The following is a 25862-nucleotide window of genomic DNA, read 5'->3' on the forward strand; positions in this document are numbered from 1 at the left end:
CAGGGCCGAGACCCCGCCGGTGCCCAGGTCCGTCCCGGGCACCGGCGGGGTCATTCGACGGCGGTGATCTCCAGCTCCCGGCCGCTGCGCAGCTTGGGGCAGGGCCGGTCGCAGCGCGGGCACCAGAAGAACGGCGGCATGCCCACCGCGAACTCCTCCGCGCACGGGTCGCACCAGGCCCGCGCGGGCACCTGCTCGACCACGAGATCCGCACCCGCCAGGGCGGTGCCGTCCCGGGCCACCTCGAAGGCGAAGGTCAGCGCGTCGGGTACGACCCCGGACAGCTCGCCGACCCGGACGGACACCGCCGAGACGGTGTCCGCCCCGTCCTCCCGGGCCCATGCCCCGGCCTGCTCCACGATCGCGGTCGCGATCGACAGTTCATGCACGACCGGCTCACGGATACCGGTGACCGGCGCGCAGACCACCCGCGATCCGCCAGATCTTCATCTCGCGCATGATCGAGGGCAGTTCGGTGACGAACAACGCCAGGGCGAGGGCGCCCACGACGGCGATCTCGGCCGTCAGCACGCGCTGGGCCGCCGTTCCGGTTCTCTTTCGCTGGACCTTCATGTGGGGAACTCCCTGTTCTGTGTCATCCGGGAGGGATGTTCGGCATGACGTCCAGCAGGGTGTCGTGCCGCTTCCAGTGGATGCCGGTGGAGCGCCGCGCGTCGGCGGTGCCGTCCGGGTGGTGCCCGGTCTGGGTGGTGTGCGGCCCCTCGTTGCCCTGGTGCATACCGGGCACGTGGGACGGTGTGTCGGGCTTCGCCTGTGCTCGGCCGACTCGGATGCTTCCCATGGGGTTTCTCCTTCCTGTGTTGCCGTTCCTCAAGGCCGCTCGGTGAGCTCCTCGAAGAAACGCTCCACGGCCGGCCACATCCGGCCGCCGCCGGACAGACCGCGCCACTCCCGGCGGACCACGGCGAGCATGCGGAAGCAGTCGTCGACCGGGACGATCCAGTGGTGGTCCAGGCCGTGGACGGTGTTGACCAGCAGCGCCTCGACGTCGGGCGCCATGCCGGACAGGGGCGGGCAGCCGGCGACCGCCCGCTGCCAGGCCGCCCCGTCCACCTCCCAGCGCATGGCACCCGCCGGACTCGGCCCCTCGGCGGTGACCGAGCCGTCGGCGCGCGGTACGAAGAAGACCAGGCCGACCGGGACCCCGAGGGCCGCGGTGTCCACCTTCGGGAGCCGGACCCGGCGGGTCGGGATCAGCCGGAACTGGACTTCGCCGGCGCCCTGTCCCGGCTTTCCCGGGAACAGCACCGAGCAGGGACGGCAGGCGCAGCGGACCTCGGCCTGCCCGGTGTCGTACAGATGCGGATGGTTCTCGGGCACCGGGGCGGCGCACAGGTCGCACACCTCCGCCTCCGCCGCCGGCCGGTGGTCGGTGGCGGAGCGGATGAGGCGGGCCAGGGCTCCGTCGATGCTCACCGGGCCTCCTGTGGCCGGCGCAGGGAGTCCAGGGGGACGAAGGCGGGTGCCGGGGTCTCGGGCACCGGCTGCACGTCGGTCAGCTCGGGGGCCGCCGCCAGCACCGCCTCCCGGACGACGTCGGTCACATCCGTACTACCTCCGCCGCACCCGGAGCCGCAACCGCCACCCGTGGTCAGCCGCACCCGGCCCACCTGTCCCTCCACACCGGCCCACTCGACGTCGCCGCCGCGTTCGCGTACGGCGGGGCGCAGCCGCTCGACCGCGCGGGCCGCCCGGCGCTCGGGCGAGTCGGGGTGGATGTCGTGCAGGACCAGGAGGTGGTCGAGCAACTCGTCGTCGGCGAGTCGCTCGGCCAGCGGTGCGTCCGCGCGGTCCAGGACGCGGGCGAGCGCCTCGCCGTAGACCTCGGTGAGCAGGCGCACCGCCTCGACGGCCGAGCCGCCGGTCGGGCCGGGGGCCGACTCCAGCCCCTCCAGCAGCGTGTCGAGGCGGCCCAGCCGGGCCTCGACCGCCGGGCCGTCGAGCCGTCCGAGGTCAGCCATGGTTCGCCCCGTACGTCGGCGAGTGCGTGACGGTCAGCGTCTTGCCCTTGCCCGTGTACATGTGGACACCGCACGGCAGACAGGGGTCGAAGCTGCGCACCGTGCGCATGATGTCGACGCCCTTGAAGTCGTCCGGGCCGTTCTCCTCGAAGATCGGCTGGCCCTGGACGGCGTCCTCATAGGGGCCGGGGGTGCCGAACTTGTCGCGGGGGCTGGCGTTCCACGGGGTCGGCGGGTACGGGTGGTAGTTGGCGATCTTCTTGTCCTTGATCACCAGGTGGTGGGAGAGGACCCCGCGCACGGCCTCGTGGAAGCCGCAGCCGATCGCCTCGTCCGGCACCTCGAAGTCCTCGAACACCTTGGTGTCGCCGGACCGCACCAGGCCCATCGCCTCGTCCAGGAACTGCAGGGCCATGGCCGCCGCGTAGGCGACGAAGTACGGACGGGCGCGGTCGCGTTCGAGGGTGTTGGACCACTTCGGGATCTTCCACTCCAGCGTGGTCTCCGGCAGGCTCGCGCCCTTGGGCAGCGAGATCCGCACGCTGGTGCCGGTGGCCTTGATGTACGGCGTGTCGACGATGCCGTTCAGCGCGGTCGACCAGAGCCGGGCCAGCGGGCCGCCGCCGGTGTCGAGCGCCAGGTGGTCGCCGGTGCGCTGGTCGAACCAGCGCGGACTCATCACCCAGCTGTAGTTGGCGTCGAAGTCCCGCTTCTGCGGCACCGGGAGGGTCGTCTGGTTCCACGGGTGGCGCATGTCGACGGGGTTGCCCAGCGGGTCGTGGGTGACGAACGGGTCCTCGTTCACCCAGTCCTCGTAGAACGAGCTGCCCAGCATGATCCTGAGGCCCAGGTTGATGTCGACCAGGTTGTTGGTGACCAGTTCGCCGTCGACCACGATGCCCGGGGTGACGTACATCGCCTTGCCCCAGCGGTCCATGTTCTGGTAGCGGTAGTCGACGACCTTCGGGTCCTGCCAGGCGCCCCAGCAGCCGAGCAGGATACGGCGCTTGCCGACCTCCTCGTAGCCCGGCAGCGCCTCGTAGAAGAAGTCGAAGACGTCGTCGTTCATGGCGACGGCCTTCTTCACGAAGTCGATGACGTGCATCAGCCGGCTGAGGTAGTCGGTGAACACGGTCGGCTGCGGCATGGTGCCGACACCGCCCGGATACAGCGTGGAGGGGTGGACGTGCCGGCCCTCCATCAGGCAGAACATCTCGCGGGTGGTCCGGGAGACCTTCAGGGCCTCCTTGTAGACCTCGCCCTCGAAGGGGTTGAAGGCCTTCATGATGTCCGCGATGGTCCGGTACCCGTGGATGTCACCGCGCGGCGCGGCGGTCTTCTGCGCGCGGGCCAGCACACTCGGGTTGGTGGCCTTGACCATCTGCTCGCAGAAGTCCACGAAGACCAGGTTGTCCTGGAAGATCGTGTGGTCGAACATGTACTCGGCCGCCTCGCCGAGGTTGACGATGTGCTCGGCCAGCGGCGGCGGCTTCACCCCGTACGCCATCTGCTGGGCGTAGTCGGAGCACGTGGTGTGGTTGTCGCCGCAGATGCCGCAGATCCGCGAGGTGATGAAGCCCGCGTCGCGCGGGTCCTTCCCCTTCATGAAGACGGAGTAGCCGCGGAAGAGGGAGGAGGTGCTGTGGCACTCCACCACCTCCTGGTTGGCGAAGTCGATCTTCGTGTAGATGCCCAGGTTTCCGATGATGCGGGTGATCGGATCCCAGGACATGTCCACGATCTGCGCGGGCTTGCGCCCTTTCTGCCGGGCCTCGGTTGTCATCAGCGTCGCTGGCCTTTGCTGTGGGGGGACTCTTTTTTTGGGGGGCGGGAGGACTCTGGCGCGTCAGGGCCGCCAGCGCGGGGCGTACCCGCTGGTGAGCTTGCGCTTGTTGTGGCGCCACTTGGGTTCGTGGTTGACCAGGTCGTTGGTGAAGCCGCGCAGCCGGCGGATGACCGCCCCGTACGGCTTGATGGCGAGCGAGGAGAGGGTGCCGCCGGGCGGCTCGTCCATGAACGGCATGAACGCGTCCGGGAAGCCCGGCATGGTGCAGCCGATGCAGATACCGCCGACGTTGGGGCAGCCGCCGATGCCGGCCATCCAGCCCCGCTTGGGCACGTTGCAGTTCACGACCGGACCCCAGCAGCCGGTCTTCACCAGGCACTTGGGGGAGTTGTAGTCCATCGCGAAGGACGCCTGCTCGTAGTACGAGCCTCGGTCGCAGCCCTCGTGCACCGTGCGCCCGAACAGCCACTGGGGGCGCAGCATGTGGTCCAGCGGCGGCGGGGGAGCGGTGCCGGCGGCGTGGTAGAGCACCCAGACCAGGGTCTCCATGAAGTTCTCCGGCTGCACCGGACAGCCCGGAATGTTCACCACGGGCAGGCCGCCCTGCGACTTGAAGTCCCAGCCCAGGTAGTCCGCGAGGCCCATCGAACCGGTCGGGTTGCCGGCCATCGCGTGGATGCCGCCGAAGGTGGCGCAGGTGCCGATGGCCACCACCGCCCAGGCCTTGGGCGCCAGTTGGTCGATCCAGTCGTTGAGGGTCTGCGGCTGGCCGGTCTCCGGGTCGTTGCCGAAGGACGTCCAGTACCCCTCGCCCTCGATGATGTTCTGGTTCGGGACCGAGCCCTCGATGACGAGTATGAACGGCTCCAGTTCGCCCCGCGCGGCCTTCCGGTACGGCGCGAGGAAGTCCTCGCCGCCCAGGCTCGGCGACAGCACCTTGTTGACCAGGTTGACCTTCGGCAGGCCCGGGATCAGGCCGAGGACCAGGTCCTCGATGGAGGGCTGGTCGGCCGCGGTGACCGAGACGGTGTCGCCGTCGCAGCTCATGCCCTCGGAGATCCACAGGATGGTGATCTCGTCGAACCCCTGGTGCTTGACGGTTTCGCCGGGCTCGCCGCCGACGGCGGTGGTGCCGTTCTTGGTGCTCATACGCTAGGCCTCCGATGGAGTGGGTCCCGTGGGCGGCTCTTTCGCCGCCGCTGGGTCCGGGACGTCGGTGCCCCCGAGCGGCTCGACTTCGTCGGGCCGGAAATAGTGGAACCGGCCGTACCAGCCGTGCAGTTCGGCCGCCGGATCGTCGTCGACGGTGACGGCGAGATGGGTGCTGCCGTCCACGTCGTGGAAGACGGCGGCCACGGTCGCGGTCCGTCCGGCCAGGAACATGTCCTGGGCGTCGGCACCCCGGCCGCGCGGACGCAGCCGCACCGCGCTGCCGCCGCCGACCCGCACACCGTCGACCAGGACGGTGTCGGTGGCAGGCGACAGTCCTTCCTCGGCGTCCTCCTGCCACCACGCGGGACGGTCGGCGACCGGCTTCAGCGAACGGATCGCGCCGTGCAGCCGCCCGAAGACCTCCGGCGGCATGGTGTCGACCCGGTCGAGGATCTCGGCGGCCCGCGGGTCGGTGGCGCGGGCCTCCCGCTTCTCCTCGTCCGTCAGCAGCATGGTGCGCAGGGTGAGGATCTCGTCGATCTCACCGGCGTCGTGCAGATCCCCCGGGCTCTCCGGTGCCACCTGCGGATGGTCCGGCAGGATGATCGGCGAGGACAGCAGCAGGGCGGAGACCGAGCCGTCGGCGGGCGCGTCCGCGGGGGATGCGCCGCCGAGCACCGGGAACGTGAAGTCGTTACGGCAGCTCCGGACGGCCTCCTGGAGGGCCGGGCCCGGGTCGATGAGCGAGACGAACTCCGCGTCCTCGGCGCCGAGCAGGGTGTGGGTGGCGATGAGGGCGTGGCGCAGCGCCCGGTCGCGCGGAGCGTGCGGATCCGCCGTCTGACCCTCGTGCGCGGTGCGCACCCGGAGCCGGAGGAGGCCCTCGCCGAACCGCTCGACCACGACCGTGGTGCTCGCCCGCACCTCCTCCCGGCGCCTGACCACCCGGCAGGCACCGGAGGACAGCGTCGCCGCGGTGGCACCGGCGGGGGAGCCCACCGGAAAGGTGTGCTCGCCCTCGGCCAGGGCCACCGTGAGGTCGGCCTCGCGCGGTACGGCCTCCTCGAAGGTCAGGTGCACGGTGCCGTCGTCGCACGTCAGCGACTCGACCGGCCGCCGGTCCGGGTCCTCGACCTGCTTGTGCTGCATCTGCAGGTACCGCACCCGCACCCGCAGGACCGCGCCCGGCCGGTGCACCCGCACCAGGCACTCCGTCTGCTGGTACCAGGAGTCCGCCGAGCCCGACACGCCCGGGCGGACCGGGCCGTCGGCCTCCACCCAGTCCCTGGGGAAGAGGACTCCGAACTGCCAGCGGGCACGATTCTTCGGCGAGGACCGCCGATAGGGGTAGAGCAGGTAGCCCTCGTAGAGGACGGCATCGGCGACGGCGGTCAGCTGCCCGAAGGAGTGCCCGGACCGCTCAGGAGGCGGCTTCGAGCCGTCCACCAGGGCAGTGCGGGGCGCTCTGCCGTCGACCAGTCCCTCGGCCATGTCGACCAGTCCCTCGGCCATGCAGCCTCCTCGGTTCCGTGCGCGCGCCCATACCTTCCACCACGGTCACATCGGTCACGCCCGCTCGCCTCTTCTGGCCGAGCGGGGTTGGGCCGAACGGGGTGTGCCAGGGCGTACGCCGGGTCAGCCGGCGGAGGCGGCCTGCGCGGGACGGTCCGGGCGGACCGAGAGGACGATGTCGCCGACCTGGGCCACGATCGCGTCCTTCACCGGCAGCAGGCTCGGCACGGTGGCTCGGCGGAGGTCCCGGCGTCGGCCGCCTCGGCCGTGCTCCACCGCTCGGCGCCGGTGCGCCTGTCCGGGGCGAGCAGCCGGCCGTTACGGTCGACGAAGCAGACCTCGTCGTACGTCGACGAGCACACCGGCGTCGACAGGTTGTCGATCTCCGTCTCCCGCTGCCACACCCGGCCGGCGGCCCCCGATTCCCCGGTGCTCAGCGGCCTGACCGGTCGCTCTTCACGCTTCCCCCGCGCCCCACGGCCGTCCGAAGCCTCCGGCCTGGGGCCCACGGGATCGGGACTCGGAACGTGCCCGGCGAAGTGCCGAGTGGCCTCAGTCGCCGAGACGGGTGGTCAGGGTCAGGGGGCGACGAAGAGGGAGGGGAAGCGAGGGGCCAGCCAGGGCCTACGGCCGGTGGCGAGTATCTGGCCCCGGGCCATGGCCAGCCACGGGTTGCGGCGGCCGAGGGCGATGAGGAGGAAGGCCACCGGATCGATGAGGATGGTGCAGTCCGGACGCTCCTGCGGTTCCGGAGCCACCCGCACGGCGCCGTCGGCGACTGTGACGCCGAAGGCGCCGCCGCCACCGCGCAGCCGGATCGTGTAGCGGGCGGTGAGTTCGGCGATCGCCGAACCGTCCGCCACGGCCGGCATCACCGAGAGCATGAACGGCATGCACAGCGCGACCCGTTCGGCGTCGATCATGTGCGGGCGCCGCAGCGCGCGGGCGAGGTCGTAGCCGTGGCCCAGCATGTGCGTGAGCAGGTAGGAGGCGAGGACGGACCGGTCCATCGAGCCGAGCGGGGTGACCGGCGCGGGCCCGTCCGCCGTCATGGCGAGCGCGTCGACGCACCGCGCGGCCTGGTCGGTGATCATCGCCGCGAGCGGCTCGGCCCGGCGCTCCCCGAACGCTGCCAGCGACTCGGCGTTGGCCGCCGCGAGGCTCCGCGGTGTGCCGTCCCCGTAAGGGCGTTCCCTGCCGAGAGCGAGGTCGGCCATCAGCCCGTTGGCCAGCGCCAGATGGGCGGCGGCCTCGCCGACCGTCCATTGCGACCCGGGTACGGCGACACCCGTGTCGGCCACGCCGTCCAGCACGGCCGCGATGTCCTCGCCGGCCTGCCGTATCGCCTGCCCGAGCCCTGCGGGCAGCGCCCCGCGGACGTCCTGCCGTGGCGCCTGATCCATGTCGGTTGCTCCCGTTCTACCGGGCGGTACCCAATCAGACGTACGGGCGCACCACAAGACCCGTGGCGGTCAGCGCGGGCCGAGGCCGTGCAGGAAGGTGTCGACGACCATGTCGGCGGCCTGGGCGGCGCTGAGTTCGGGCAACTCCTGCGAGGCCAGGTGCATCAGCTGCGGCAGCAGCGAACTCGCCCACGCGAGCGGGAGATCCGCGCGGAGGAGCCCCTCGTCGGTGGCGCGCCGCAGGAAGTCGTCGATCTCCCCGATCAGAGCGTCGCGCCGCTCCCGGATCGCGTCGTCGGCCCGCAGCCGGGTGAGTTCCACCGGCCACTTGCGATTGACGCCGATGATCTCCTCGACGTACCGGTGCAGCGCCACCGCGACCGGAGCCGCACGCAGCCTGGAGTCCTCCACGGCCCGCTCGACCGCGTCGTAGCGTGCCTCGTAGATGGCCGTCAGCAGCTCCTCGCGGGACGCGAACCGCCGGTAGACGGTCCGCCGGTCGACGCCGGCCTCGGCGGCGATCGCGGCGATGGTCGCGGCCGGATCGGCGGCGAGCATGCGGGCCCCGGTCGTCAGAACCGCTTCCAGGTTGCGTGCTGCGTCTGCTCTCACGCGCCGAGGATAGCCCGTGATGTGGAATCTGACTCGCCTAGTGACTCGAGCGTGCGGCTGTCTCCGCTAGAAGTGCTACATTGATGTGACAGATAACAGTCACTTCACTCGACATCCTCGGGAGAGGGCAAATGATCACTTACGACCGTCTCTTCATCGGCGGATCCTGGGAGGCACCCAGCGACCCCGACCTGCTCGACATCCGGTCGCCGCACGACCAGTCGGTCCTCGGCCGTGCCGCCCAGGCCCGGCCCGCCGACATCGACCGTGCCGTGGCCGCCGCCCGGGCCGCCTTCGACCAGGGCCCCTGGCCGCGTACGGCACCGGCGGAACGCATCGCCGTCATGCGGCGTCTGAACGCACTGCGCGAGGCCGACGCCGAGAGGATCGCCGACCTCATCTCGGCCGAGAACGGCTCGGCCGCCTGGTTCACCAGGGCGGGGCAGCCGGGGCTCACCCGGCAGGCCGAGGCCTACCTCAGGGCCGCGGAGAAGTTCGGCTGGGAGGAGACGCTTGAGTCCGGTTCCGCGGTCCGCGCTGTCGTACGCCGCGAGCCCGTCGGCGTCGTCGCCGCCGTCATTCCCTGGAACTCCCCGTTCTCGGCGGCCCTGGCGAAGATCATTCCGGCGCTGCTGGCCGGCAACACGGTCGTCCTGAAGGTGTCCCCGGAGAACTCGCTGAGCATGGGGGTCCTCGCCGGGCTGCTGGAGCGCGCCGGTCTGCCGGAAGGGGTGATCAGTGTGCTCCCGGCCGACCGGGAGACCAGTGAGTACCTGGTGTCGCACCGCGACATCGACAAGATCGCGTTCACCGGGTCGACCCGGGCCGGGCGCCGGATCGCCGCCATCGCGGGCGAGCAGCTCAAGCGGGTCAGCCTGGAGCTGGGCGGCAAGTCGGCCGCGATCATCCTGCCGGACGCCGATGTCGACCGGGCGGTGCGCGGGCTGAAGTTCGCCTCCCTGCTCAACAACGGCGAGTCGTGCATCGCCCAGACCCGGGTCCTCGCCCCGCGCGGCCGGTACGACGAGGTCGTCACCGGCCTCAAGGGGCTCGTGGAGTCGCTCAAGGTCGGTGACCCGGCCGACCCCGACACCTTCATCGGCCCGATGATCCGGCGCGACCAGCAGCAGCGCGTGCGCGACTACATCGAGGTCGGCATCCTGGAGGGGGCCCGGCTCGTCACCGGCGGCCCCGGGATCCCGCCGGGGCTGGAGAACGGCAACTACGTGACCCCGACCGTGTTCGCCGACGTCGACAACTCCATGCGGATCGCCCAGGAGGAGATCTTCGGCCCGGTCCTCGTGGTCATCCCCTACGACGACGAGGACGACGCCGTACGGATCGCCAACGACTCCGAGTACGGGCTCTCGGGCGGCGTCTGGTCCACCGACGAGGCGCATGCGCTGGCGGTCGCCCGCAGGCTGCGGACCGGCACGGTCACCGTCAACGGCGCGGCCATCTCCTTCGACGGCCCGTTCGGCGGCTACAAGGCCAGCGGGATCGGCCGCGAGTACGGGGCGGTGGGGCTCGCCCAGTACGTCGAGCACAAGGCCGTCACACTGCCGGCATCCGGAGCCTGACCTGGGGCTTCCTGGTCAGGGGTAGGCGCGCCACTGCTGGGACTTGCCGCCGGTGCACTTGACGAGCGTGACGTGGTGGACGTCTCCCGACCCCTCGCCGAGGCAGGTCTTGGTCACGTTGTTGATCAGTTCGAAGCCTGCGACGGTGACGTACACATCCCACAGGGCTGCCGGGTCGCTGGACGAACAAGGCTTCATCGTCGCCTGACCGTTGCGGGCGACCAAACACAACCTGGCACCCACGTTCTGCCGCATTTCGGAGAGCTCGCCGATGGCGTCGTTCATCAGCCAGGTCTGGTACGCGCCCTCGTTGCACCCTGTCGCGTAAGGCCCGTAGTCGGCCCGGAAATCCAGGCACTCGTTCGTGGCCACGTTCTGCAGGTGCCAGTAGCTCGACGACGCGTTCGCCGGCGTGGTCCCCAGTCCCCAGCCCAGCACGACGGCCGCACCCACGGCGGCAACCTTCTTCAACAACGTGATCCCCCTTGATTTGTTCCGGACATGGCAAAGTGCCACCGAACAGTAAACAGGGGATACGAGCCGGAAGTTACGGCAACGGCCGATATATCTACACCTTCGACGCCACCCTCATCGAGACCGGCCCCGAGTCCTGCCGCCTGGCCCGCACCAAAGCGAACCAGACCAACGGAATCAAGTGCCGCGACGGGCGACGAGGTACTGGCCCGGATCGCACTGCGCGGACTGGACTTCGACGACGGCATGGCGGGCGTGGCCCACTGTGGTGACGTCGGTCCGCAGCGCGCACGTCAGCACTCCGGGTATCAGCGCGATGGCGTGGCCGGTTGCGACCAGGGCCAGCTTGCCGAGCAGATCGGCCGCGGTGAGGTCGATCCGGGCGCTGACTCCGGCGCGGGCGGAGTGCTGACGCAGGAGGGCCGCCGAGCCGTCGTTGTCCTCGACCCAGGTCTGGTCGGCCAGCGTCTGCATGCGCACCGGACCGCGCCCGGCCTGCGGATGGCCGACGGGCAGGACGACGACCATGTCGTCCAGCCCGAGGAACCGTCGATCGACCCGCGGGTCGTTGGGGAGCCCTGGCGGTGCGTCGGTGACGACGGCGATGTCGAGATCGCCCGCGATCACGCGGTTGTGCAGTTGTGCGCTCAGGCCCGGAAGCAGGCTCCACCGGATGGATCCGGCTCGCTCCAGCAGGCTCCGGATGGCCTCGGGGACGATCCCTGCGGCCAGAGAGGGTGTCGCACCGACCACCAACGGTCGGTCGTACGCCCCGTCGCGGACATCTCGTGCCGCACGAACGGCGCGGTCGGCCTCGTTGAGCGTGGCCAGGGCGTGGCGCCTGAACACCTCGCCGGCAGGCGTCGGACGCACACCGCGCGCATGGCGCTCCATCAGAGGCACGCCGAGCTGCCGCTCAAGCCCGGCGATCTGCCGGGAGACGGCCGACTGGGTGTGACTGAGCTCCGCGGCCGCGGCCGACAGCGACCCGAGCCGACACACGGTCACGAAGGTCCGCCCCACCGTCAGTTCCATGGAACCGGTATGACCAGCCAGTATGCGCATCCCGCAGGGCTTGCCTGCAATATCTGCGCTGGTCGCAGCCATCGCCGTGCACCACTCTGGCGCGCATGACCACACCGCACACGATCGCCGTCCTCGGCCTGGGGCGCATGGGCGGCGCGATCGCGACACGACTGGCTGCCCAGGACTGGGACGTCGTCGGCTGGACACGCTCCGGGCGTACAGCGGGCGCTGTCACGATGACCGGCGATCCGGACGAGGCCGTGGCGAAGGCCGACCTCGTGCTCCTGGCGTTGTTCGACGGCCCGGCCTGCCGGCAGGTCCTCGACGAGGTCCGGACTCGCTGCGACCGGACGCGATGGTGCTGAACATCAGCACCATCGCCCCCGCAGAAGCGTGGTGCTGGCCCGGCAACTCGGCCCGTCCTACGTCCATGCGCCGGTGCTCGGCTCTGTGCCGGCTGCCGCCGCTGGTGCCCTGCAGATTCTCACCGCCGCCGACCAGGACGCGCTCGATCGAGTCCGACCGGTTCTGGAAACGCTGGGCACCGTGCGGTGTCGACGACGCCTCCACCGCCGCCGCGCTCAAGCTGATCGCCAACAACAGCCTCGCCGGTGCCGTCCTCGCGCTCCGGGACTCGCTACGGCAGGCCGACGCCCTCGGCCTGTCCCGCGCCCAGGCGCTGGACGTCCTCGAACTCGGGCAACTCGGCGGGCTCACGGCCCGCAAACGCCCCTTCCTCGCCGGCCAGTCGGCCGCTGGCACGGCCGACTTCACGATCGGTGCGCTGGCCAAGGACATGGCTCTGCTGGCCGCCGCGTCGAACACTCCCCTGCGCAGCGCAGCCGACCTGGCCGACACCCCTGTCGACCCTGAGTCCGACATCGCTGTTGCGGCGACCGCAACCATGACGCTCTCACACGGCGCGGACAGCTTCACCGACATCTTCCTGCTGGTCCGCGCGCACGACACCTGGCGCATCGCCAACAAGGCTTATCACCGACACTCCTGAGAGGAGGGCGCTTCCGGTGAGGCAGCCGTTGAGCGGCCTCGAGGCCACCCCTGTTCAGATGCTGGCCTCGTGCTGTGGCCTGTGGCCTCTCGCCTTGGTCTGTTCCACCACGAGTGGGAACACGACCGGAACGTGAGGAAGCGTCGCTGTCCAACGAGTCCAGGCCGGCACGGCCCGGCAGATCCTCTGCCGGGTCCTGTCCCAGGACGCCCTCGAATCGATCCACCGCGAGCCCCGACTACGAGACGGCGCCCGAGCCGTCCAGGCCGACTCGGGCGCTGAGGGGTACCCCCGGCTACCCGCACCGTGGGCCGGGTGCCTGCTGTCACCGATCCCGGGGGACCGGTGACGGCCCGTGGCCGGCGGGGTGGGGCGATTACCAGTAGTGGCGTCGACCGGCGACGGCGTGTCCCATGCCGCCGAGGAGCCACAGGATGGCTCCGACGACCAGCAGGATGATCCCGATGGTCCACAGGATGGATATCCCGGTGACGAAGCCGACGACGAGCAGAATGATGCCCAGGATGATCATGGTTTCTCCATGGGGGACTGGTGCCGGCGTCCCGGCAGTGGTGGTCGGAGCCCCGGCGAACGGTGAGAGACCGCAGGGGGCGGGTGAGGGGGTGGGATGGCCTCCTCCTTACTCCGCGCGGTGCGGTTGGTGGCCGGCGACCTCCAGGCGGAGCGGTCCACGGTTCTGTCGATCACCCGGCGTGGCGGGTGTCTCGCTGACCGTGGTCCCGACGCCCGCCGTTTCTTGTGGAGCTTCGTCGTCCGAGGGGCGGTGTCAGGAGCGGGCGGGCCGTGCCTGGCCGCCGTCGGTGAGCAACTCGTCGAACAGCGTGCGGTAGTGCACCATGGCACCCCGCAGTTGCTCGGTCGTCGCCTGGCTGTGGGTGCTGAGGGACTCCACCTCGTGTGCGGCGCGGTAGTGCTCGAGGGTGCGGCCGTGTTCCACCGAGAGGTCCTTCATCTGCTGGTCGAACCCTTCGGTCGGGTAGCCGCGGTCGTGCATCAGGGACGTCACCAGCTGGTCCGCGTCGTGCACCGCGTCCTGCGGCCGGTCGACGAACTCCTCCTGGACGCTGCTCCATTCCCGCGTGTAGCGGTCACGGGAGACCGGGGGGAGCGGTTTGATGTCCAGTGCATCGTGCCGCTTCTCGCGTTCCCTGAGTTCGCGCTCGGCGCCGAGCCGGCCGTCGGATCCGTCCATGGTCCGTTCGTACTCCGGGCCGAAGCGCTCACGGAGATGACGGCGTCGAGCCATGAGCGTTACCGCTACCGCGGCAAGGGCTAGCACCACCACGATCGCAATGATGATCGCCAAAAGTGTTCCGGTGGACATGGGCACGGCTCCTTGTGGGGAGGTGAGGTACCTTCTCCAAGTTCCCATTTATCCGATATTCATCCGTTATGCGATGATCGATGTGTCGGGCAACCGGCGCCAAGGGCGTCCCACCAGCTCGGTGGCGTGGGCGAGAAGATCGGACGGCGTGCGCGAGGGCATGTGCACGGCGAGCGCGGGCCGGGCCGTCGAGGTCGGCATCATCGTCGGCTGTCGGGGTACCTGCGTCTGACACCACACCCACCCTGTGCGAGGACTCGAGAACGCCGTGAGGGAGCACCGCACGGCAGCCCCCGGAAACAGGGGCCGAGACCGAGGCGGATCCCGAGGGTCCGCCCGATCGGCAGGCCGGCGCGGACAAGCCGCGCGCCCCAGGAGGGGGTGATCCGGGGATCCCCGGCCTGAAGATCCCCGACACGGACAAGGTCGGCACCGGGAGGAGTGGCACCGCGCGTTGTCCCGTCGTATGCAAGGAGAGTGAGCCCGATGGCCACCGTGTCCCTCACCGGAGCGTCCGAGGAAGACGCCGCCACCGTCTTCGGCGTTCTGCGGACCGGGTTCACGACCGACCGTTCCTCCGACGACGTGCCCCAGGAGCAGCCGGGCGGCCGCTCCGTTGTGTGGACCGCGGAGTTCGAGCCGACGCAGGGCTGGATCCCTGCCGGTCCGACCCCGCTGGAGGGCTCGGTCTCCGCCACGCTCCAGGGCGACCATGCCGCCGTGGATCAGCTCCGTGAAGCCCTGGGGGTCGCGTTCGCCGTGGACGAGCGGGGGACGGCTTCGGGAGACCAGGAGCAGGAGGTCGACCTGCGGCTGACGACGAAGCGGTGACGGGACGGAGGACCGTCCTCCCACAACACTGAGCCACGAGGAGATGAGGGCGATGGTGCAGATCGGGTACACGATGATGACCGAGCAGGCCGGGCCGCGGGACCTGGTGGGTCATGTCGTCGGTGCGGAGCGTGCCGGTTTCCACTTCTCGGTCACGTCCGACCACTACTTCCCCTGGCTGGAGTCCCAGGGTCACGCCTCCTACGCGTGGAGCGTGCTCGGTGCCGCCGCGCAGGCCACCGAACGCATTCCGCTGATGACGTACGTGACATGCCCGACGACCCGCTATCACCCGGCCGTCGTCGCGCAGAAGGCCGCCACGATGCAACTTCTCTCCCAGGGGCGGTTCCGCCTGGGACTCGGTTCCGGGGAGAACCTCAACGAGCATGTGGTGGGGGGAGGTTGGCCCGCCGCGCACGTCCGGCTTGAGATGCTGGAGGAGGCGGTGGACATCATCCGCCCGCTCTTGGCGGGGGAGAACGTCAACCACCACGGTGCCCACTTCGACGTGGAGAACGCCAGGCTTTGGGATCTGCCCGAGGCGCCCCCGCCGATCGGCGTCGCCGTCTCCGGCGACAGCTCCTGCGAACTCGCCGGGCGTCTGGCCGACTTGGTGATCGCCACCGAACCCAGGCCGGAACTGATCTCCGCGTTCGACCGGTACGGCGGCACGGGCAAGCCCAGGGTCGGCCAGCTGCCGATCTGCTACGACACCGACCGCGACGCGGCGATCGCCCGCGCCCACGACCAGTTCCGCTGGTTCGGCGGCGGCTGGCCGGTCAACTCCGAACTGCCCGGACCCGCCGCGTTCGCGGGGGCCACCCAGTTCGTACGGCCCGAGGACGTGGCCGAGTCCATTCCCTGCGGTGACGACGTGGACGCCGTCGTCGAAGCCGTGCGCCCCTACGTCGACGCCGGGTTCACCGAGGTTGCCCTGGTCCAGATCGGCGGCGACCACCAGGAGCCGTTCCTGGAATGGGCCGAGCACAAGCTGCTGCCCGCCCTCCGTGAACTGTGAGAGGGCGAGGAGCGCCGAGATGACCACGAGACGCGCCGCGGTCTTCGACGTCGACGGAACGCTCGTCGACACCAACCACCTGCATGTCGTCACCTGGTGGGAGGCCTTCCGGCAGGCGGGCCACCACGTCCCCATGCGCGACATCCACCGGGCCGTGGGCCTCAGCGGCGGCGACCTGCTGGACCGGCTGCTCGGCGACGACCGTGATCCCGATGAGGACGAGCAGCTGGCCGCGGCCCACCACGCCCTCTACGCCACGTACTTCGAGCGGCTGCCGGCGCTGGACGCGGCGGGCGATCTGCTGCGCGCACTTGCCGGGCGGGGGTGGGAAATCGTCCTGGCGACGTCGGCGAGCGGCGCGGAGCTGTCCGCGCTGCGGCGTGCCATCGACGCGGACGACGTGATCCTCGGGGCGGCCAGCGCGGACGACGTCGCCGACGGCAAACCCGCCCCCGACCCTGTACAACAGGCCAGAGAGTTGGCCGGGGTGCCGAGCGAACGTGCCGTGTTCGTGGGCGACACCGTCTGGGACATGAAGGCCGCCGCACGGGACGGAGCGACTCCCGTGGCGGTGCTGTCCGGCGGGATCCCGCGCGCGGACCTGGAGACCGCCGGTGCCCAGGCGGTGTACCGGGACCCCGCCGACCTCCTCGGGCACCTGGACTCCAGCGTCTTCGCCGACATGGAGTGACCGAGGGTTCACGGAGACACGAGGTCAGCTGACTGCCGTTCCTTCTTGGGGAAGACGTACTCGTCGAGGACCAGTCCGACGGCGACGGCCGCCGGGATGGCGACGAGGGCGCCGATGATGCCGAGGAGCGCCTCGCCGACCAGCACCGCGAGAACGGTGACCAACGGATGGACGTCGACGGGTGTCACAGCGGTGTGCGCAGTGAGGTACGGCCGTCTTCCCATGCGGTGAGGAGGTGGTTGCCGAGCCGGTTCTCGGACCATTGGGTGGCGTCGACGCCGAAGGCGATGTCCTCGTCGAGGAAGGGCTCGGCTTCCAGGAGACCGCCGACGACGTCCCGGCGGACGATCTGCTCGTGGACCGCGTCGGCCTCCACGTGCTCCGCGTAGAAGTGGACGGCCGCGGGGCCCGCGCCGACTCGCAGAAGGCCCTGGGCGAGGCGTCGGGAACCGGGCGACGAGGTGGTCTCCACGGCCGCGAAGTGACCCACCAGCGCCCCGCGCAGCGCACGGTGGAGTCCGAACAGGGACATGAGGTTGACCGTCGTCAGCATCTCCGCGCCGGCCGAGTCGACATAGCGTCCGTACGCGGTGTCCAGGCCGAGGTCGGCCATCAGGTCGGCGAACAGCTGCGCGTGGATGCGCTCCGGCCGTCCGGCGCCGAACTCGTCGTACTCCACGGCGACCATCGCAGCCTTCGCGCGTCCCGCAAGACGCGGGATGACCCAGGCGTGCGGATCGGCTTCCTTCAGGTGATAGAGGGAGCGTTGGGCCGCGTACTCGCGGAACTGCCACAACTCTCCTCGTTCCTTGAGGAACGGGGAGGGCCCGTCGCCGTCGACGGGTTCCACGAGAAGTTCCGCCAGCGCCTCTTCCGCCTTTCTGGGTGGGCCGGCGTCGGCGCGGAGCGCGGACAGGAAGCGGTGCTCCATCTCCGCCCGCAGCCGCAGCAGGCCAGGCTCCCACTCCCACTCGGGGTCGACGCCGGCGAAGCCTCGGTAGTGGAGTTCGTAGCAGAGGTAGAGCGCCAGTTGCAGATCGTCCCCGTACGGGTCCGCGTGCGCCGCCGTCACCTGCCGCGGCAGCGGTGTCCCGGCGGGACGGGTCAGGGACTGGCGAACGGTGCGGGAGAGTTCGCCCCTGCTCCGCGGCAGCGCGGGGCCGGTGGCGCGATCGTGGGCGATCGCCGCGGTGCTGGTCATGCGGTCCGCCTCTTCTCCCGGGCACGATGGCTGGTGTCGCACCAGGGATAGGCCCGGCTGCGCCGGCAGACGCAGAGCGCGACCGTGAAACGGTCCGAGCACACGGTCCTCCCGTCCTCGAGCACCACTTCGACCGGTCCTTCGACGAGGATCGGCCCGTCGCGCGTCAGCGTGACGCGGCGCGGTGGTTCAGCGCGTCCGTTCGGCACGGATGATCACCAGCTCTTCCTTCTCCTCGTCGGCGTCGACGAGCCCCTGCTCCCGCAGCCACGCCCCTCGCGAGCGGAGCACGGGGCCAAAGGGCACGAGACGTCGGTCGGTCACCCGGGCTGCGAGTCCTGACCGCTCCAGACAGGCCAGGGTCGGTGCGATGCCGCACAGGGCGGAGTGCACGAGCAGCAGTACACCGCCGGGACGCAGCGAGGTGTGCACACGGCGGCATATCCGGTCCAGCAGGAGGCGTCCGTCGACACCCGCGTCCCACGCCACCGCGGCACGGTGGCGGCGCAGGACGGCCTCGGGTGTCGGGACGTAGGGCGGATTGCTCACGACGAGGTCGAACCGGCGGCCTACGACCGGGCCGAACAGGTCACCGTGGAGGACTTCGACGGACAGGCGGGCGAGTCTGGCGTTGAGCCGGGTGGCGAGGACCGCCCGGTAGGCCCTGTCGACGGCGGTGACGCGGGCACCCCGCCGGGCCGCGACCAGGGCGAGAGCCCCGGCACCGGTCCCCACGTCGAGGACGGCGGCTCCGGCGCCGATGTGCTCCCGGCCCAGAGCCTGGGCCAGCAGCAGGGTGTCGTGCTGGGGGGTGTACACCCCCCAGGAGGCCGGCACCGAGCCGACTCCGCTGTGATCCTGGGTCGTCATGTCGATCACGCGTACACCTCGCAGCCCGCGCCCCGAGCGTGTCACCGGACGCACCCGGCGGGTGGCTCAATGCGAGGGGGCGCCTCACGGGCGAGCCCCGTAGGGCATACCCGACCAATACGTCACTGCTCCGAGTGCCCGGCGAAACGGACCTCACACGGCACAACGGACACTTCTGTGATCATCCGGGCGCCGCAGCCACATGAGGAAGAAACGTCTCAAGGGTTCGCGAACCGCACGACTGACATCGTGACAGTTCGCTCCCGCAGTACGGGCACAGTCACAAGATCTTCGCCAGTGCCGCGACCGTGCGATGCAAGGGGACCGCGAACGCGACGACGAACAGGCAGAACAGAGTGATGGGCAACAGCCAGAGGAGCTGTGCGGGGTCATCCCGCAGCCAGTGCCGGTTGCCCCACCAGTTCGCGCTGACGTCCATCACCATCACGGCATTCGCCACCCAGATTCCTTCCCGTCGCACAAGCCCCACCAGCACGGCAGCCAGCGGATCGAGGATCACCAAGCTGACGAAGAACACCTGCAGAGGGACCTGAGGCCACGACGCATACGCGTGGATGCCGCCACGAACCAGATCTGCGATGTGAGAACCCGTGCCCTCGGTGAGGCCGATCAAGTACACCGCGAGAACCCATCTCGCCCACAACGGCTGTGCGCCCCACCGTTCCCGCAACTCAAACCCCACCGTGGCAGCCTAGGCGAGCTCCCGGGCCTCTGCGGAAGAGATGGCAGCGCCGCCACGGGCCAAGTCCAGGCCGAGCGCGGCGTTGACGTACTGCGGGGTCCAGTCGCTCTTCCCGGCCCTGGCCCGCCAGGGTGCCGTCGTCGGCGGACGCCGGAAGGGCGAAGAGCCCTGCCTCCCGCCCCGTGACACCCGCGCCTGGAGCACGGAGGACCGCCGCCGCATGGACTGACGCGGTGCGCGAGGGGGAGGTGTGGGGGCTTTCTCTCAGCAGTCCGCTTCTTCAGGGGTGATCGGCTCTCGCTGGGCGGTCTGTGCGACGCGGGAGAGGAGGGTGCGCAGCTGGTCGGCGTCCTGGTCGCCCAGATCGGCGAGGAGGCGTGCTTCGGCGGCGGACAGGCCGTGTCGTACCTGCTTGAGGCTGGCGCGCCCGGTGTCGGTGATGAGGACCTGGCGTGCACGTCGGTCGCGAGGGTCGGGCCTTCGGGTGATGAGTCCGTGTGCTTCGAGGTCGTCGAGCAGGTAGGTCATCACGGTGCGGTCCAGGCTGACCTCTTTGGCGAGAGCGAGTTGTGAGGGCGGTTCGCCACCGGCCAGGGCGACCAGTACGAGGTAGCCGCGTGGTCCTCCGGGCAGTTCGGAGACGGATTCGGTGGCGACGCGGCGGAATGCGGCGGAGACCATGCGGATCGCCCAGCCCAGGTCGGTCTCCAGCGCCAGGTCTTCGACCTTGCCGCGCGGCTTGTTGTTTTCGGAAGTCGCTGCGCTCACCCGTCCAATCTAGCACCCAAGCGCTGCCAATCAGATGTTCTTGCAGACAGAACATCTGCTGTGCATAGTTGTTGAGGAGAGGGCGCTCTGCGTGTGATCCGCCCGCTGAAGCGTCATGACAACGACGAAAGAGACCGCGATGAACATCAGCACCGCCTTGCGGGGCAGTACCGCACTGGTCACCGGAGCGACGTCGGGTATCGGCAAGGCCGTCGCGCAGAGCCTGGCCCGGCAGGGGGCCGAGGTCGTGGTGCACGGGCGGGACCAGGCCCGGGGTGAGGCCCTGGTGAAGGAGATCGCGCACGAGGGCGGCACCGCCCGTTTCATCTCCGCCGATCTCACCGACGCCGAGGACACCCTGAACCTGGCCTCGCGCGCCGGCGACGTGGACATCCTGGTGAGCAACGCGGGCCTGTACGAGTTCGCGCCGACCCCCGCCACCGACGCCGCGAGTTTCGACCGGCACATCGCGGTCAACACGCGGGCCCCGTTCCTGCTGGTCGGCGCGCTGGCGCCCGGCATGGTCCGGCGCGGACAGGGGTCGATCGTGCTGGTCGGGTCGAGTGCGGCGCGTATGCCGGCGCCGGTCGGCGCGGCCTACGGTGCCTCCAAGGCCGGTGTGGAGATCCTCGCCCGGTACTGGGCCACCGAGTTCGGCGCGTCCGGCGTGCGGGTCAACGCCGTGTCTCCTGGTCCCGTGCACACGGAGGGCACCTCGGCGATGCTCGGCGAGCACACCGCGGTCCTGGACAGGACCAACGCGCGCGGCCGGGCGGGCGACCCGAGCGAGATCGCCGGCGTCGTCTCGTTCCTGGTCGGCCCGGCAAGCAGCTACGTCAACGGCTCCATCCTGTTCGCCGACGGCGGCGAACTCAGCACACTGCCCGGTTGAGGAAGGGTGTGGTGAACGTCTTCGTGATCGGTGCCACCGGCTACGTCGGTGGCACTCTCGCCCGACATCTGACGGCCCGCGGGCACCTGGTCACCGGCCTGGCCCGCACCGACCTCGCCGCAGTCGCGCTCGCCGCCGACGGGATCACCCCTGTGGTCGCGGACGTGGATCCCCGGCGCCTCCAGCATGCCGTTCGCGTCCAGCACGGGAGCACCGAACAGCTGCTGCCGGCCCCGGAGGCTGCCGGCGTCGTAGAGCGTCCGTGGTCGGTTGGTGTGCGGGGCGTCGCAGAAGTACTGCACGGCCCGCCTGTTGCCGCGGTCGCCCAGCCGGATAACAGGCGGCGGCGCCCGCCGTCGACCGGCCGGACGGCACTCAACGGGCCGCCTCCCGAACCGCCGACGCGACGGGCCGCCAGCCCAGCTCGGGCGCGACGAGGTGCCGTACGTCGTGGAGGATCTGCTCGTACTCCTCCCGGTGGAACTCGTACGGCAGCTCCAGGCGCAGTTCGGCGACCCCGGCGAGCACCGGGTCGGCGGTCAGCCGCTCCAGGATCTGCTCCGAGGTCCCCACCACGTCCGGGGCGAACAGGATGCGCTTCGGGCCCTGGGGCGCGAGGGTGCGCTCGTGGCGGCTCGCCGCGTAGGCCCGGTAGCGGGCCCGGGTGGCCGCGTCGGCGCTGTCGAGGGGCACGATCACCCGGCCCAGGGCCACGCGCGGCGCCCGGTCCGCGGGCAGGGTGCGCCGGTACTCGGCGAGCAGGTTCAGCTGGGCCGTGGTGAAGTCGTCGGTTTGCTCGCCGGTGACGATGTTGCCGGACAGCAGACCCAGGCCCTGCCCGGCGGCCCAGCGCACCGAGCGCAGGCTCCCGCCGCCGTACCAGATGCGCCGCGCCAGACCGGGGTTGTGCGGTTGCAGACGGGGCCGCTGGACGTTGCCCGGCGAGTGGATGACCGTGTCCGGGCCGCCGAGGTACTCACCGCCCAGGTTCTGCACGACCCGGGCGATCCTGCCGTACGACAGGTCGAAGCCGCGCCAGTCGCCGTCGTACACCAGGTCGCCGAGCAGGTCGGCGTGCGGCATGCCGGTGCTGAATCCGATCTGGAGCCGGCCCCGGGAGAGCACGTCGGCCAGCGCCAGGTCCTCGGCGAGCCGGAACGGGCTCTCGTAACCGATCGGGATGACCGCGGTACCGAGCTCGATCCGTTCGGTCCGCTGCCCGGCCGCCGCGAGGAACACGGCCGCCGAGCCGACGCCGTGTTCGAGGTGGCGCTGCCGGATCCAGGCGCCGTCGTAGCCGAGCCGCTCGCCGTACTCGAACAGCCGGAGGGTCTCCTCCAGACCCGGATACGGGTCGTCGTCCGCGAAGTTGCCGGGGGTCAGGAAGGCCAGTGAGGTGATGGTCGGAGTGGTCATGGGTCGCCGGTCCTCAGCTCGTGGTGGTCTCGGCGGCGGGGGCGGGGACACGCCCGCCCGGGATCGCCGCCAGCAGCTCGCGGGTGTACGCGTGACGGGGCTCGGAGAACAGGTCCCCCGGCGGTCCCGTCTCGACGACCCGTCCGGCCCGCATGACGGCGACCTGGTGCGCGATCTGCCGTACGACGGCCAGGTCGTGGGAGATGAACAGGTACGCCACGCCGGTGTCCGCCTGCAACTCGGCCAGCAGGTCCAGGACCTGGGCCTGGACGGACACGTCGAGCGCGGAGACGGGTTCGTCGCACACCACCAGGTCGGGGGAGAGGGCCAGGGCACGCGCGATGGCCACCCGCTGGCGCTGTCCGCCCGACAGCTCCGCCGGGCGCCGCTCCAGCGTCGAGGCCGGCAGCGCGACCCGGTCGAGGAGTTCGCGGGCGCGGTCGAGCCGGGCGGCGCGGTCGCCGACCTTGAACGCCCGCAGCGGCTCGGTGACCACCTCGCCGATGGAGAAGCGCGGGTCGAGCGAGGCGTAGGGGTTCTGGTAGACGAGCTGGGCGCGCCGGCGCAGCTGCCGGACCTCGGCGCCCTTGGCGGTGGTGACGTCGGTGCCGTCGAACAGCACCTGCCCGGAGGTCGCCTCGGCCAGGCGCAGCACCAGCCGGGCGGTGGTGGACTTGCCCGATCCCGACTCCCCGACCAGGGCGAGGGTCTGGCCGCGCCGCAGGGTGAGGCTGACGTCGTCGACCGCGCGCAGGGTCCGGGCCTCGCCGCCGGCGCGCGGCAGCCTGAACTCCTTGACCAGGTTGCGTGCCTCGACCAGGGGAGTCGCCGTGTCGGCCGGGGCGGTGGGGACCGGGGTACGGGGGCGGGCCGTGGTCAGGCTCGGGGCGGCGGCCAGCAGCCGCCGGGTGTACTCGTGCTGCGGGTCGGCGAGGACGGCACGGGTCTCGCCCGCCTCGACCACCTTGCCCTGCTCCATGACCACCAGGCGCTGGGCCCGGTCGGCGGCCACCCCGAGGTCGTGGGTGACGAGCAGGATCGCGGTGCCCGACTCCTCAGTGAGGTGCTGGAGATGGTCGAGGATGACCCGCTGCACGGTGACGTCGAGCGCGCTGGTCGGCTCGTCGGCGATGATCAGCCGGGGGTTCGCGGCGATGGCGACGGCGATCAGGGCCCGTTGCCGCATGCCGCCGGACAGCTCGTGCGGGTACTGCCGGGCCCGGACGGCCGCGTCGGGCAGTCCGGCCCGGTCCAGGACGGCGACCGCCTCGGCGGCCGCCGCCCGACGGGTCGCCAGGCCGTGGATGCGCAGCACCTCGGCGACCTGGTCGCCGATCCGCTCGACCGGGTTGAGCGAGACCGTCGGATCCTGCGGGACCAGCCCGATCTGCGCGCCCCGCACGGTACGCAGCTCCGCCTCCGACAGCGTGGCCAGGTCGTGCCGGCCGAAGCGGACCGTACCCGCGTCGATGGTGCCGTTCGCCGCCAGCAGCCGGGTGACGGCGTGCGCGGTGGTGCTCTTGCCGGAGCCGGACTCGCCGACCACGGCGGTCACCTGCCCCGGCCATACGTCGAGGTCCACGCCTCGTACGGCCGGGACCGTACCGCTCCGGGTGCGGTAGGACACGGACAGGCCGCGGATCTCCAGGAGTGGTGTGGTCACGTTCTCACCGTTCTCGCGTGCGGCACCGTTCTCGTGTGCGTCGTCGGTCATCGCTGCCGCGCCCATTCGCCGTCCAGCGCCCTGGCGATGCGGTTGGTGGCCAGCACGGTCGCGGCGATCGCCAGCCCGGGCAGCGCGGTCAGCCACCAGGCGTTGGCCAGGTAGTTGCGGCCGTCGGAGATCAACGTCCCCCACTCCGGGGCGGGCGGCGGCGCGCCGTAGCCGAGGAAGCTCAGCGCCGACACGGCCAGGATCGAGGAGCCGAAGTCCAGCGTGGCCAGGACGATCACCGGGCCCGCTGCGTTGGGCAGGACGTGCCGGCCGAGGACCGCGTACCAGCGGGTCCCGCAGGAGCGGGACGCCTCGACGAACACCGCCTGCCGCACCCGCAGCACCTCGGCCCGCGCCACCCGGGCGAAGGAGGCGACGCTGGCGATGCCGACCGCGACGGCCACCTTCACCGTCCCGTACCCGAGCGCGGTGACCAGGGCCAGCGACAGGAACAGCGCGGGGATGGAGAGGAGCACGTCGACGAAGCGCATCAGCACGTCGTCCACCCAGCGGCCCACGAACCCGGCGACCACGCCGAGCAGACCGCCGACCACGAACGCGACCAGGACCGCGATCAGCGTGGCCTTGAGGGAGAGCTGGGCGCCGTGCACCACGCGGGAGAAGACGTCGCGGCCCAGTTCGTCCGTGCCGAACCAGTGACTGCCGCTCGGGCCGCGGAAGTTCTGGGACGGCACCCCCGTCAGCGGGTCCTGCGAGGTGAACAGACCCGGCCAGAAGGCGGCCAGCACCACCAGCACGAGGACGACGGCGGACAGCAGCAGACCGGGGCGGCGCAGCAGGAAGCGGAGCACCCGGCGGATGTCGGCGGGCCGTCCGGGTTGTGCGGGAGGTCCCGTCTCGACCGGCCGGGCGAGGCCGAGGGCGGCCTCGGCCTGGTCGTCGACAAGGCTCTGACTCATGCGAAGCTCGCCTTCCTGTCCGAGGCCACCACGATCCGCGGGTCCAGCAGCGGATAGACGAGGTCGACGAGCAGGTTCGTCGCCACGAAGATCAGCGCCCCGAACACCACCACTCCCTGGACCAGCGGGATGTCCTGGGTAGTGACCGCCGCCGCGGTCACCCGGCCCAGACCGTCGCGGGAGAACACCGTCTCTACCACCACCGAACCGGCGATCAACTGCCCGACCAGCAGGCCCACGACCGTCAGCGCCGGCAGCGAGGCGTTGCGCAGCGCGTGCCGCAGATGCACCCGCCACCGGCCGGCGCCCTTGGCCCGCGCGGTCTCCACATAGGCCTGGTCCAGTGCGGTCAGCAGGCTCTTGGCCAGCACCTGCGCGACCTGCGCGCCGGTCGGGATCGCCAGCGTGAGCGCAGGCAGCACCAATCCCTTCAGCCCGTCGTTGCCGAACGCCGGGAACCAGTGCAGCCGGAACGAGAACGCCTCCACGAGCAGCAGACCCACCCAGAACGTCGGAACCGACACCCCCAGCGGGGGCAGCGACAGCAGCAGCTGCCGCAGCCACCGCTGCGAGGTGTACGTCGCCACCACCGCGAGGCCGCCGCCGAGCACCATCGCCAGCAGCAGCGCGGCACCGGTCAGCTGGAGCGTCTGCGGCAGCGCGTCGGCCAGCGTGGTGGTCACGGGGCGGCCGGTGGAGACCGCGTCGCCGAAGTCCCCGCGCACCGCCCGGCCCAGATACTCCGCGTACTGCACCAGCACGGGCTTGTCGAAGCCGTACTCGTGCCGCAACTCGGCGAGTTGGGCCGGATCGACCTGCCCCGAGTCCATCCCGGCCCCGGCCATCGCGGAGACCGGGTCACCCGGCAGGAAGTCGAGCACCAGGAACGACACCGTGTAGGCCGCCCACAGCACCCCGACCGCCTGCGCCAGCCGTTTGATCACATAGCGGCGCATC

At 70.9% G+C, this 25862-nt stretch carries 32 protein-coding genes and 1 pseudogene; 7 read left to right on the forward strand and 26 right to left on the reverse strand.

All coding sequences use genetic code 11. From position 1 onward, the window contains the following. Nucleotides 1-50: 50 nt before the first annotated feature. The 11 genes from hypA to AB0D59_RS12240 all read right to left on the reverse strand — a co-directional run bounded on the left by hypA (nt 51) and on the right by AB0D59_RS12240 (nt 8393). Nucleotides 51-389, reverse strand: coding sequence for a hydrogenase maturation nickel metallochaperone HypA (hypA, locus tag AB0D59_RS12190; protein ID WP_362564031.1), 339 nt, complete (start codon nt 387-389; stop codon nt 51-53). 7 nt (nt 390-396) lie between these two features. After that, on the reverse strand, nt 397-573 hold the full coding sequence (locus AB0D59_RS12195) for a hypothetical protein (RefSeq protein ID WP_362564033.1): 177 nt from the start codon (nt 571-573) through the stop codon (nt 397-399). 22 nt (nt 574-595) lie between these two features. Then, complete coding sequence (locus AB0D59_RS12200; RefSeq protein ID WP_362564035.1) at nt 596-802, reverse strand: hypothetical protein; 207 nt, start codon at nt 800-802, stop codon at nt 596-598. 29 nt (nt 803-831) lie between these two features. Beyond that, nucleotides 832-1437 carry a DUF5947 family protein gene (locus AB0D59_RS12205; RefSeq protein WP_362564036.1) on the reverse strand — a complete coding sequence of 202 codons (606 nt, stop codon included), beginning with the start codon at nt 1435-1437 and terminating at the stop codon, nt 832-834. Further along, a complete protein-coding gene (locus AB0D59_RS12210) occupies nt 1434-1982 on the reverse strand; it encodes a NifU family protein (RefSeq protein ID WP_362564038.1) in 549 nt (182 codons plus the stop codon). The genes AB0D59_RS12205 and AB0D59_RS12210 overlap by 4 nt, the downstream gene beginning before the upstream one ends. After that, the gene (locus tag AB0D59_RS12215; RefSeq protein ID WP_362564039.1) at nt 1975-3765 is read right to left on the reverse strand and encodes a nickel-dependent hydrogenase large subunit; all 1791 of its coding nucleotides are present in this window, start codon (nt 3763-3765) and stop codon (nt 1975-1977) included. The genes AB0D59_RS12210 and AB0D59_RS12215 overlap by 8 nt, the downstream gene beginning before the upstream one ends. Nucleotides 3766-3828: 63 nt before the next feature. Continuing rightward, a complete protein-coding gene (locus tag AB0D59_RS12220; RefSeq protein WP_362564041.1) occupies nt 3829-4917 on the reverse strand; it encodes a hydrogenase expression protein HypE in 1089 nt (362 codons plus the stop codon). Nucleotides 4918-4920: 3 nt separating this feature from the next. Next, nucleotides 4921-6432 (reverse strand): hypothetical protein, encoded by a 1512-nt coding sequence (locus tag AB0D59_RS12225; protein WP_362564042.1) that lies wholly within the window; start codon nt 6430-6432, stop codon nt 4921-4923. Nucleotides 6433-6638: 206 nt separating this feature from the next. Further along, nucleotides 6639-6836: a hypothetical protein gene (locus tag AB0D59_RS12230; RefSeq protein WP_362564044.1), complete on the reverse strand. Its 198-nt coding sequence runs from the start codon at nt 6834-6836 to the stop codon at nt 6639-6641. A 174-nt stretch (nt 6837-7010) separates the two neighbouring features. Then, nucleotides 7011-7835, reverse strand: coding sequence for a maleylpyruvate isomerase family mycothiol-dependent enzyme (locus AB0D59_RS12235; RefSeq protein ID WP_362564045.1), 825 nt, complete (start codon nt 7833-7835; stop codon nt 7011-7013). Between the two features lie 69 nt (nt 7836-7904). Next, on the reverse strand, nt 7905-8393 hold the full coding sequence (locus AB0D59_RS12240; RefSeq protein ID WP_362564182.1) for a TetR family transcriptional regulator: 489 nt from the start codon (nt 8391-8393) through the stop codon (nt 7905-7907). A gap of 185 nt (nt 8394-8578) precedes the next feature. On the opposite strand from AB0D59_RS12240, the gene AB0D59_RS12245 reads away from it, so the two are divergent. Further along, nucleotides 8579-10027 carry an aldehyde dehydrogenase gene (locus AB0D59_RS12245; protein WP_362564047.1) on the forward strand — a complete coding sequence of 483 codons (1449 nt, stop codon included), beginning with the start codon at nt 8579-8581 and terminating at the stop codon, nt 10025-10027. A gap of 15 nt (nt 10028-10042) precedes the next feature. Here AB0D59_RS12245 and AB0D59_RS12250 read toward each other — a convergent pair whose 3' ends face one another. Together AB0D59_RS12250 and AB0D59_RS12255 are read right to left on the reverse strand one after the other, a co-directional pair. Continuing rightward, nucleotides 10043-10498: a ricin-type beta-trefoil lectin domain protein gene (locus tag AB0D59_RS12250; protein WP_362564049.1), complete on the reverse strand. Its 456-nt coding sequence runs from the start codon at nt 10496-10498 to the stop codon at nt 10043-10045. Between the two features lie 180 nt (nt 10499-10678). Beyond that, nucleotides 10679-11536, reverse strand: coding sequence for a LysR family transcriptional regulator (locus tag AB0D59_RS12255; RefSeq protein ID WP_362564051.1), 858 nt, complete (start codon nt 11534-11536; stop codon nt 10679-10681). Between the two features lie 95 nt (nt 11537-11631). Between AB0D59_RS12255 and AB0D59_RS12260 the strand changes: the two are divergent. Beyond that, a pseudogene (locus AB0D59_RS12260) lies at nt 11632-12536 on the forward strand (NAD(P)-binding domain-containing protein). 376 nt (nt 12537-12912) lie between these two features. On the opposite strand, the gene AB0D59_RS12265 reads toward AB0D59_RS12260, so the two are convergent. Together AB0D59_RS12265 and AB0D59_RS12270 are read right to left on the reverse strand one after the other, a co-directional pair. After that, entirely contained in the window at nt 12913-13068 is a 156-nt protein-coding gene (locus AB0D59_RS12265; RefSeq protein WP_362564053.1) for a DUF6131 family protein, read from the reverse strand. A gap of 255 nt (nt 13069-13323) precedes the next feature. Beyond that, a complete protein-coding gene (locus AB0D59_RS12270; RefSeq protein WP_362564054.1) occupies nt 13324-13881 on the reverse strand; it encodes a hypothetical protein in 558 nt (185 codons plus the stop codon). A 486-nt stretch (nt 13882-14367) separates the two neighbouring features. Between AB0D59_RS12270 and AB0D59_RS12275 the strand changes: the two genes are divergently transcribed. The 3 genes from AB0D59_RS12275 to AB0D59_RS12285 are packed head-to-tail and all read left to right on the forward strand — an operon-like array spanning nt 14368 to nt 16421. Beyond that, nucleotides 14368-14712, forward strand: a complete 345-nt coding sequence (locus AB0D59_RS12275; RefSeq protein WP_362564056.1) for a hypothetical protein — start codon at nt 14368-14370, stop codon at nt 14710-14712. A 52-nt stretch (nt 14713-14764) separates the two neighbouring features. Next, complete coding sequence (locus tag AB0D59_RS12280) at nt 14765-15730, forward strand: LLM class F420-dependent oxidoreductase (protein WP_362564057.1); 966 nt, start codon at nt 14765-14767, stop codon at nt 15728-15730. Between the two features lie 19 nt (nt 15731-15749). After that, on the forward strand, nt 15750-16421 hold the full coding sequence (locus tag AB0D59_RS12285; protein ID WP_362564059.1) for an HAD family hydrolase: 672 nt from the start codon (nt 15750-15752) through the stop codon (nt 16419-16421). 8 nt (nt 16422-16429) lie between these two features. Here the strand turns inward: AB0D59_RS12285 and AB0D59_RS12290 are convergent, their stop codons facing one another. The 5 genes from AB0D59_RS12290 to AB0D59_RS12310 all read right to left on the reverse strand — a co-directional run bounded on the left by AB0D59_RS12290 (nt 16430) and on the right by AB0D59_RS12310 (nt 19195). Further along, a complete protein-coding gene (locus AB0D59_RS12290; RefSeq protein ID WP_362564061.1) occupies nt 16430-16609 on the reverse strand; it encodes a hypothetical protein in 180 nt (59 codons plus the stop codon). Continuing rightward, nucleotides 16606-17622, reverse strand: a complete 1017-nt coding sequence (locus AB0D59_RS12295; protein ID WP_362564063.1) for an iron-containing redox enzyme family protein — start codon at nt 17620-17622, stop codon at nt 16606-16608. The genes AB0D59_RS12290 and AB0D59_RS12295 overlap by 4 nt, the downstream gene beginning before the upstream one ends. Continuing rightward, entirely contained in the window at nt 17619-17831 is a 213-nt protein-coding gene (locus AB0D59_RS12300; RefSeq protein ID WP_362564065.1) for a CDGSH iron-sulfur domain-containing protein, read from the reverse strand. The genes AB0D59_RS12295 and AB0D59_RS12300 overlap by 4 nt, the downstream gene beginning before the upstream one ends. After that, on the reverse strand, nt 17812-18492 hold the full coding sequence (locus AB0D59_RS12305; protein WP_362564183.1) for a HemK2/MTQ2 family protein methyltransferase: 681 nt from the start codon (nt 18490-18492) through the stop codon (nt 17812-17814). Before AB0D59_RS12305 ends, AB0D59_RS12300 begins: the two co-directional genes overlap by 20 nt. Before the next feature lie 280 nt (nt 18493-18772). Further along, nucleotides 18773-19195, reverse strand: coding sequence for a hypothetical protein (locus AB0D59_RS12310; protein ID WP_362564066.1), 423 nt, complete (start codon nt 19193-19195; stop codon nt 18773-18775). 40 nt (nt 19196-19235) lie between these two features. Between AB0D59_RS12310 and AB0D59_RS12315 the strand changes: the two genes are divergently transcribed. Further along, nucleotides 19236-19424, forward strand: a complete 189-nt coding sequence (locus tag AB0D59_RS12315) for a hypothetical protein (RefSeq protein WP_362564067.1) — start codon at nt 19236-19238, stop codon at nt 19422-19424. Between the two features lie 35 nt (nt 19425-19459). Here the strand turns inward: AB0D59_RS12315 and AB0D59_RS12320 are convergent, their stop codons facing one another. Further along, a complete protein-coding gene (locus AB0D59_RS12320; RefSeq protein ID WP_362564069.1) occupies nt 19460-19963 on the reverse strand; it encodes a MarR family winged helix-turn-helix transcriptional regulator in 504 nt (167 codons plus the stop codon). Nucleotides 19964-20102: 139 nt separating this feature from the next. Between AB0D59_RS12320 and AB0D59_RS12325 the strand changes: the two genes are divergently transcribed. Then, on the forward strand, nt 20103-20855 hold the full coding sequence (locus AB0D59_RS12325) for an SDR family oxidoreductase (protein ID WP_362564070.1): 753 nt from the start codon (nt 20103-20105) through the stop codon (nt 20853-20855). On the opposite strand, the gene AB0D59_RS12330 is transcribed toward AB0D59_RS12325, so the two are convergent. The 5 genes from AB0D59_RS12330 to AB0D59_RS12350 form a co-directional block, all read right to left on the reverse strand. Next, nucleotides 20795-21157, reverse strand: coding sequence for a hypothetical protein (locus AB0D59_RS12330; RefSeq protein ID WP_362564072.1), 363 nt, complete (start codon nt 21155-21157; stop codon nt 20795-20797). The two genes, AB0D59_RS12325 and AB0D59_RS12330, sit on opposite strands and share 61 nt — an antisense overlap. Before the next feature lie 73 nt (nt 21158-21230). Beyond that, complete coding sequence (locus AB0D59_RS12335; RefSeq protein WP_362564073.1) at nt 21231-22271, reverse strand: LLM class flavin-dependent oxidoreductase; 1041 nt, start codon at nt 22269-22271, stop codon at nt 21231-21233. A gap of 13 nt (nt 22272-22284) precedes the next feature. Beyond that, complete coding sequence (locus tag AB0D59_RS12340; protein ID WP_362564075.1) at nt 22285-23985, reverse strand: ABC transporter ATP-binding protein; 1701 nt, start codon at nt 23983-23985, stop codon at nt 22285-22287. After that, entirely contained in the window at nt 23982-24905 is a 924-nt protein-coding gene (locus tag AB0D59_RS12345) for an ABC transporter permease (protein ID WP_362564076.1), read from the reverse strand. The genes AB0D59_RS12340 and AB0D59_RS12345 overlap by 4 nt, the downstream gene beginning before the upstream one ends. After that, the gene (locus AB0D59_RS12350; RefSeq protein WP_362564077.1) at nt 24902-25861 is read right to left on the reverse strand and encodes an ABC transporter permease; all 960 of its coding nucleotides are present in this window, start codon (nt 25859-25861) and stop codon (nt 24902-24904) included. Before AB0D59_RS12350 ends, AB0D59_RS12345 begins: the two co-directional genes overlap by 4 nt. Nucleotide 25862 lies beyond the last annotated feature (1 nt).

Origin of the sequence: Streptomyces sp. NPDC048417, from assembly GCF_040651615.1 — a bacterium.
Lineage (GTDB): Bacteria > Actinomycetota > Actinomycetes > Streptomycetales > Streptomycetaceae > Streptomyces.

What these genes read in the sequence shown, in the direction of transcription:
- AB0D59_RS12195 (WP_362564033.1), bottom strand. Translation starts at nt 573, where the DNA reads ATGAAGGTCCAGCGAAAGAGAACCGGAACGGCGGCCCAGCGCGTGCTG.
- AB0D59_RS12200 (WP_362564035.1), bottom strand. Translation starts at nt 802, where the DNA reads ATGGGAAGCATCCGAGTCGGCCGAGCACAGGCGAAGCCCGACACACCG.
- AB0D59_RS12210 (WP_362564038.1), bottom strand. Translation starts at nt 1,982, where the DNA reads ATGGCTGACCTCGGACGGCTCGACGGCCCGGCGGTCGAGGCCCGGCTG.
- AB0D59_RS12215 (WP_362564039.1), bottom strand. Translation starts at nt 3,765, where the DNA reads ATGACAACCGAGGCCCGGCAGAAAGGGCGCAAGCCCGCGCAGATCGTG.
- AB0D59_RS12220 (WP_362564041.1), bottom strand. Translation starts at nt 4,917, where the DNA reads ATGAGCACCAAGAACGGCACCACCGCCGTCGGCGGCGAGCCCGGCGAA.
- AB0D59_RS12225 (WP_362564042.1), bottom strand. Translation starts at nt 6,432, where the DNA reads ATGGCCGAGGGACTGGTCGACATGGCCGAGGGACTGGTCGACGGCAGA.
- AB0D59_RS12235 (WP_362564045.1), bottom strand. Translation starts at nt 7,835, where the DNA reads ATGGATCAGGCGCCACGGCAGGACGTCCGCGGGGCGCTGCCCGCAGGG.
- AB0D59_RS12240 (WP_362564182.1), bottom strand. Translation starts at nt 8,393, where the DNA reads ATGCTCGCCGCCGATCCGGCCGCGACCATCGCCGCGATCGCCGCCGAG.
- AB0D59_RS12245 (WP_362564047.1), top strand. Translation starts at nt 8,579, where the DNA reads ATGATCACTTACGACCGTCTCTTCATCGGCGGATCCTGGGAGGCACCC.
- AB0D59_RS12255 (WP_362564051.1), bottom strand. Translation starts at nt 11,536, where the DNA reads ATGGAACTGACGGTGGGGCGGACCTTCGTGACCGTGTGTCGGCTCGGG.
- AB0D59_RS12265 (WP_362564053.1), bottom strand. Translation starts at nt 13,068, where the DNA reads ATGATCATCCTGGGCATCATTCTGCTCGTCGTCGGCTTCGTCACCGGG.
- AB0D59_RS12270 (WP_362564054.1), bottom strand. Translation starts at nt 13,881, where the DNA reads ATGTCCACCGGAACACTTTTGGCGATCATCATTGCGATCGTGGTGGTG.
- AB0D59_RS12275 (WP_362564056.1), top strand. Translation starts at nt 14,368, where the DNA reads ATGGCCACCGTGTCCCTCACCGGAGCGTCCGAGGAAGACGCCGCCACC.
- AB0D59_RS12280 (WP_362564057.1), top strand. Translation starts at nt 14,765, where the DNA reads ATGGTGCAGATCGGGTACACGATGATGACCGAGCAGGCCGGGCCGCGG.
- AB0D59_RS12285 (WP_362564059.1), top strand. Translation starts at nt 15,750, where the DNA reads ATGACCACGAGACGCGCCGCGGTCTTCGACGTCGACGGAACGCTCGTC.
- AB0D59_RS12295 (WP_362564063.1), bottom strand. Translation starts at nt 17,622, where the DNA reads ATGACCAGCACCGCGGCGATCGCCCACGATCGCGCCACCGGCCCCGCG.
- AB0D59_RS12305 (WP_362564183.1), bottom strand. Translation starts at nt 18,492, where the DNA reads ATGACGACCCAGGATCACAGCGGAGTCGGCTCGGTGCCGGCCTCCTGG.
- AB0D59_RS12315 (WP_362564067.1), top strand. Translation starts at nt 19,236, where the DNA reads ATGGCAGCGCCGCCACGGGCCAAGTCCAGGCCGAGCGCGGCGTTGACG.
- AB0D59_RS12325 (WP_362564070.1), top strand. Translation starts at nt 20,103, where the DNA reads ATGAACATCAGCACCGCCTTGCGGGGCAGTACCGCACTGGTCACCGGA.
- AB0D59_RS12335 (WP_362564073.1), bottom strand. Translation starts at nt 22,271, where the DNA reads ATGACCACTCCGACCATCACCTCACTGGCCTTCCTGACCCCCGGCAAC.
- AB0D59_RS12340 (WP_362564075.1), bottom strand. Translation starts at nt 23,985, where the DNA reads ATGACCGACGACGCACACGAGAACGGTGCCGCACGCGAGAACGGTGAG.
- AB0D59_RS12345 (WP_362564076.1), bottom strand. Translation starts at nt 24,905, where the DNA reads ATGAGTCAGAGCCTTGTCGACGACCAGGCCGAGGCCGCCCTCGGCCTC.
- AB0D59_RS12350 (WP_362564077.1), bottom strand. Translation starts at nt 25,861, where the DNA reads ATGCGCCGCTATGTGATCAAACGGCTGGCGCAGGCGGTCGGGGTGCTG.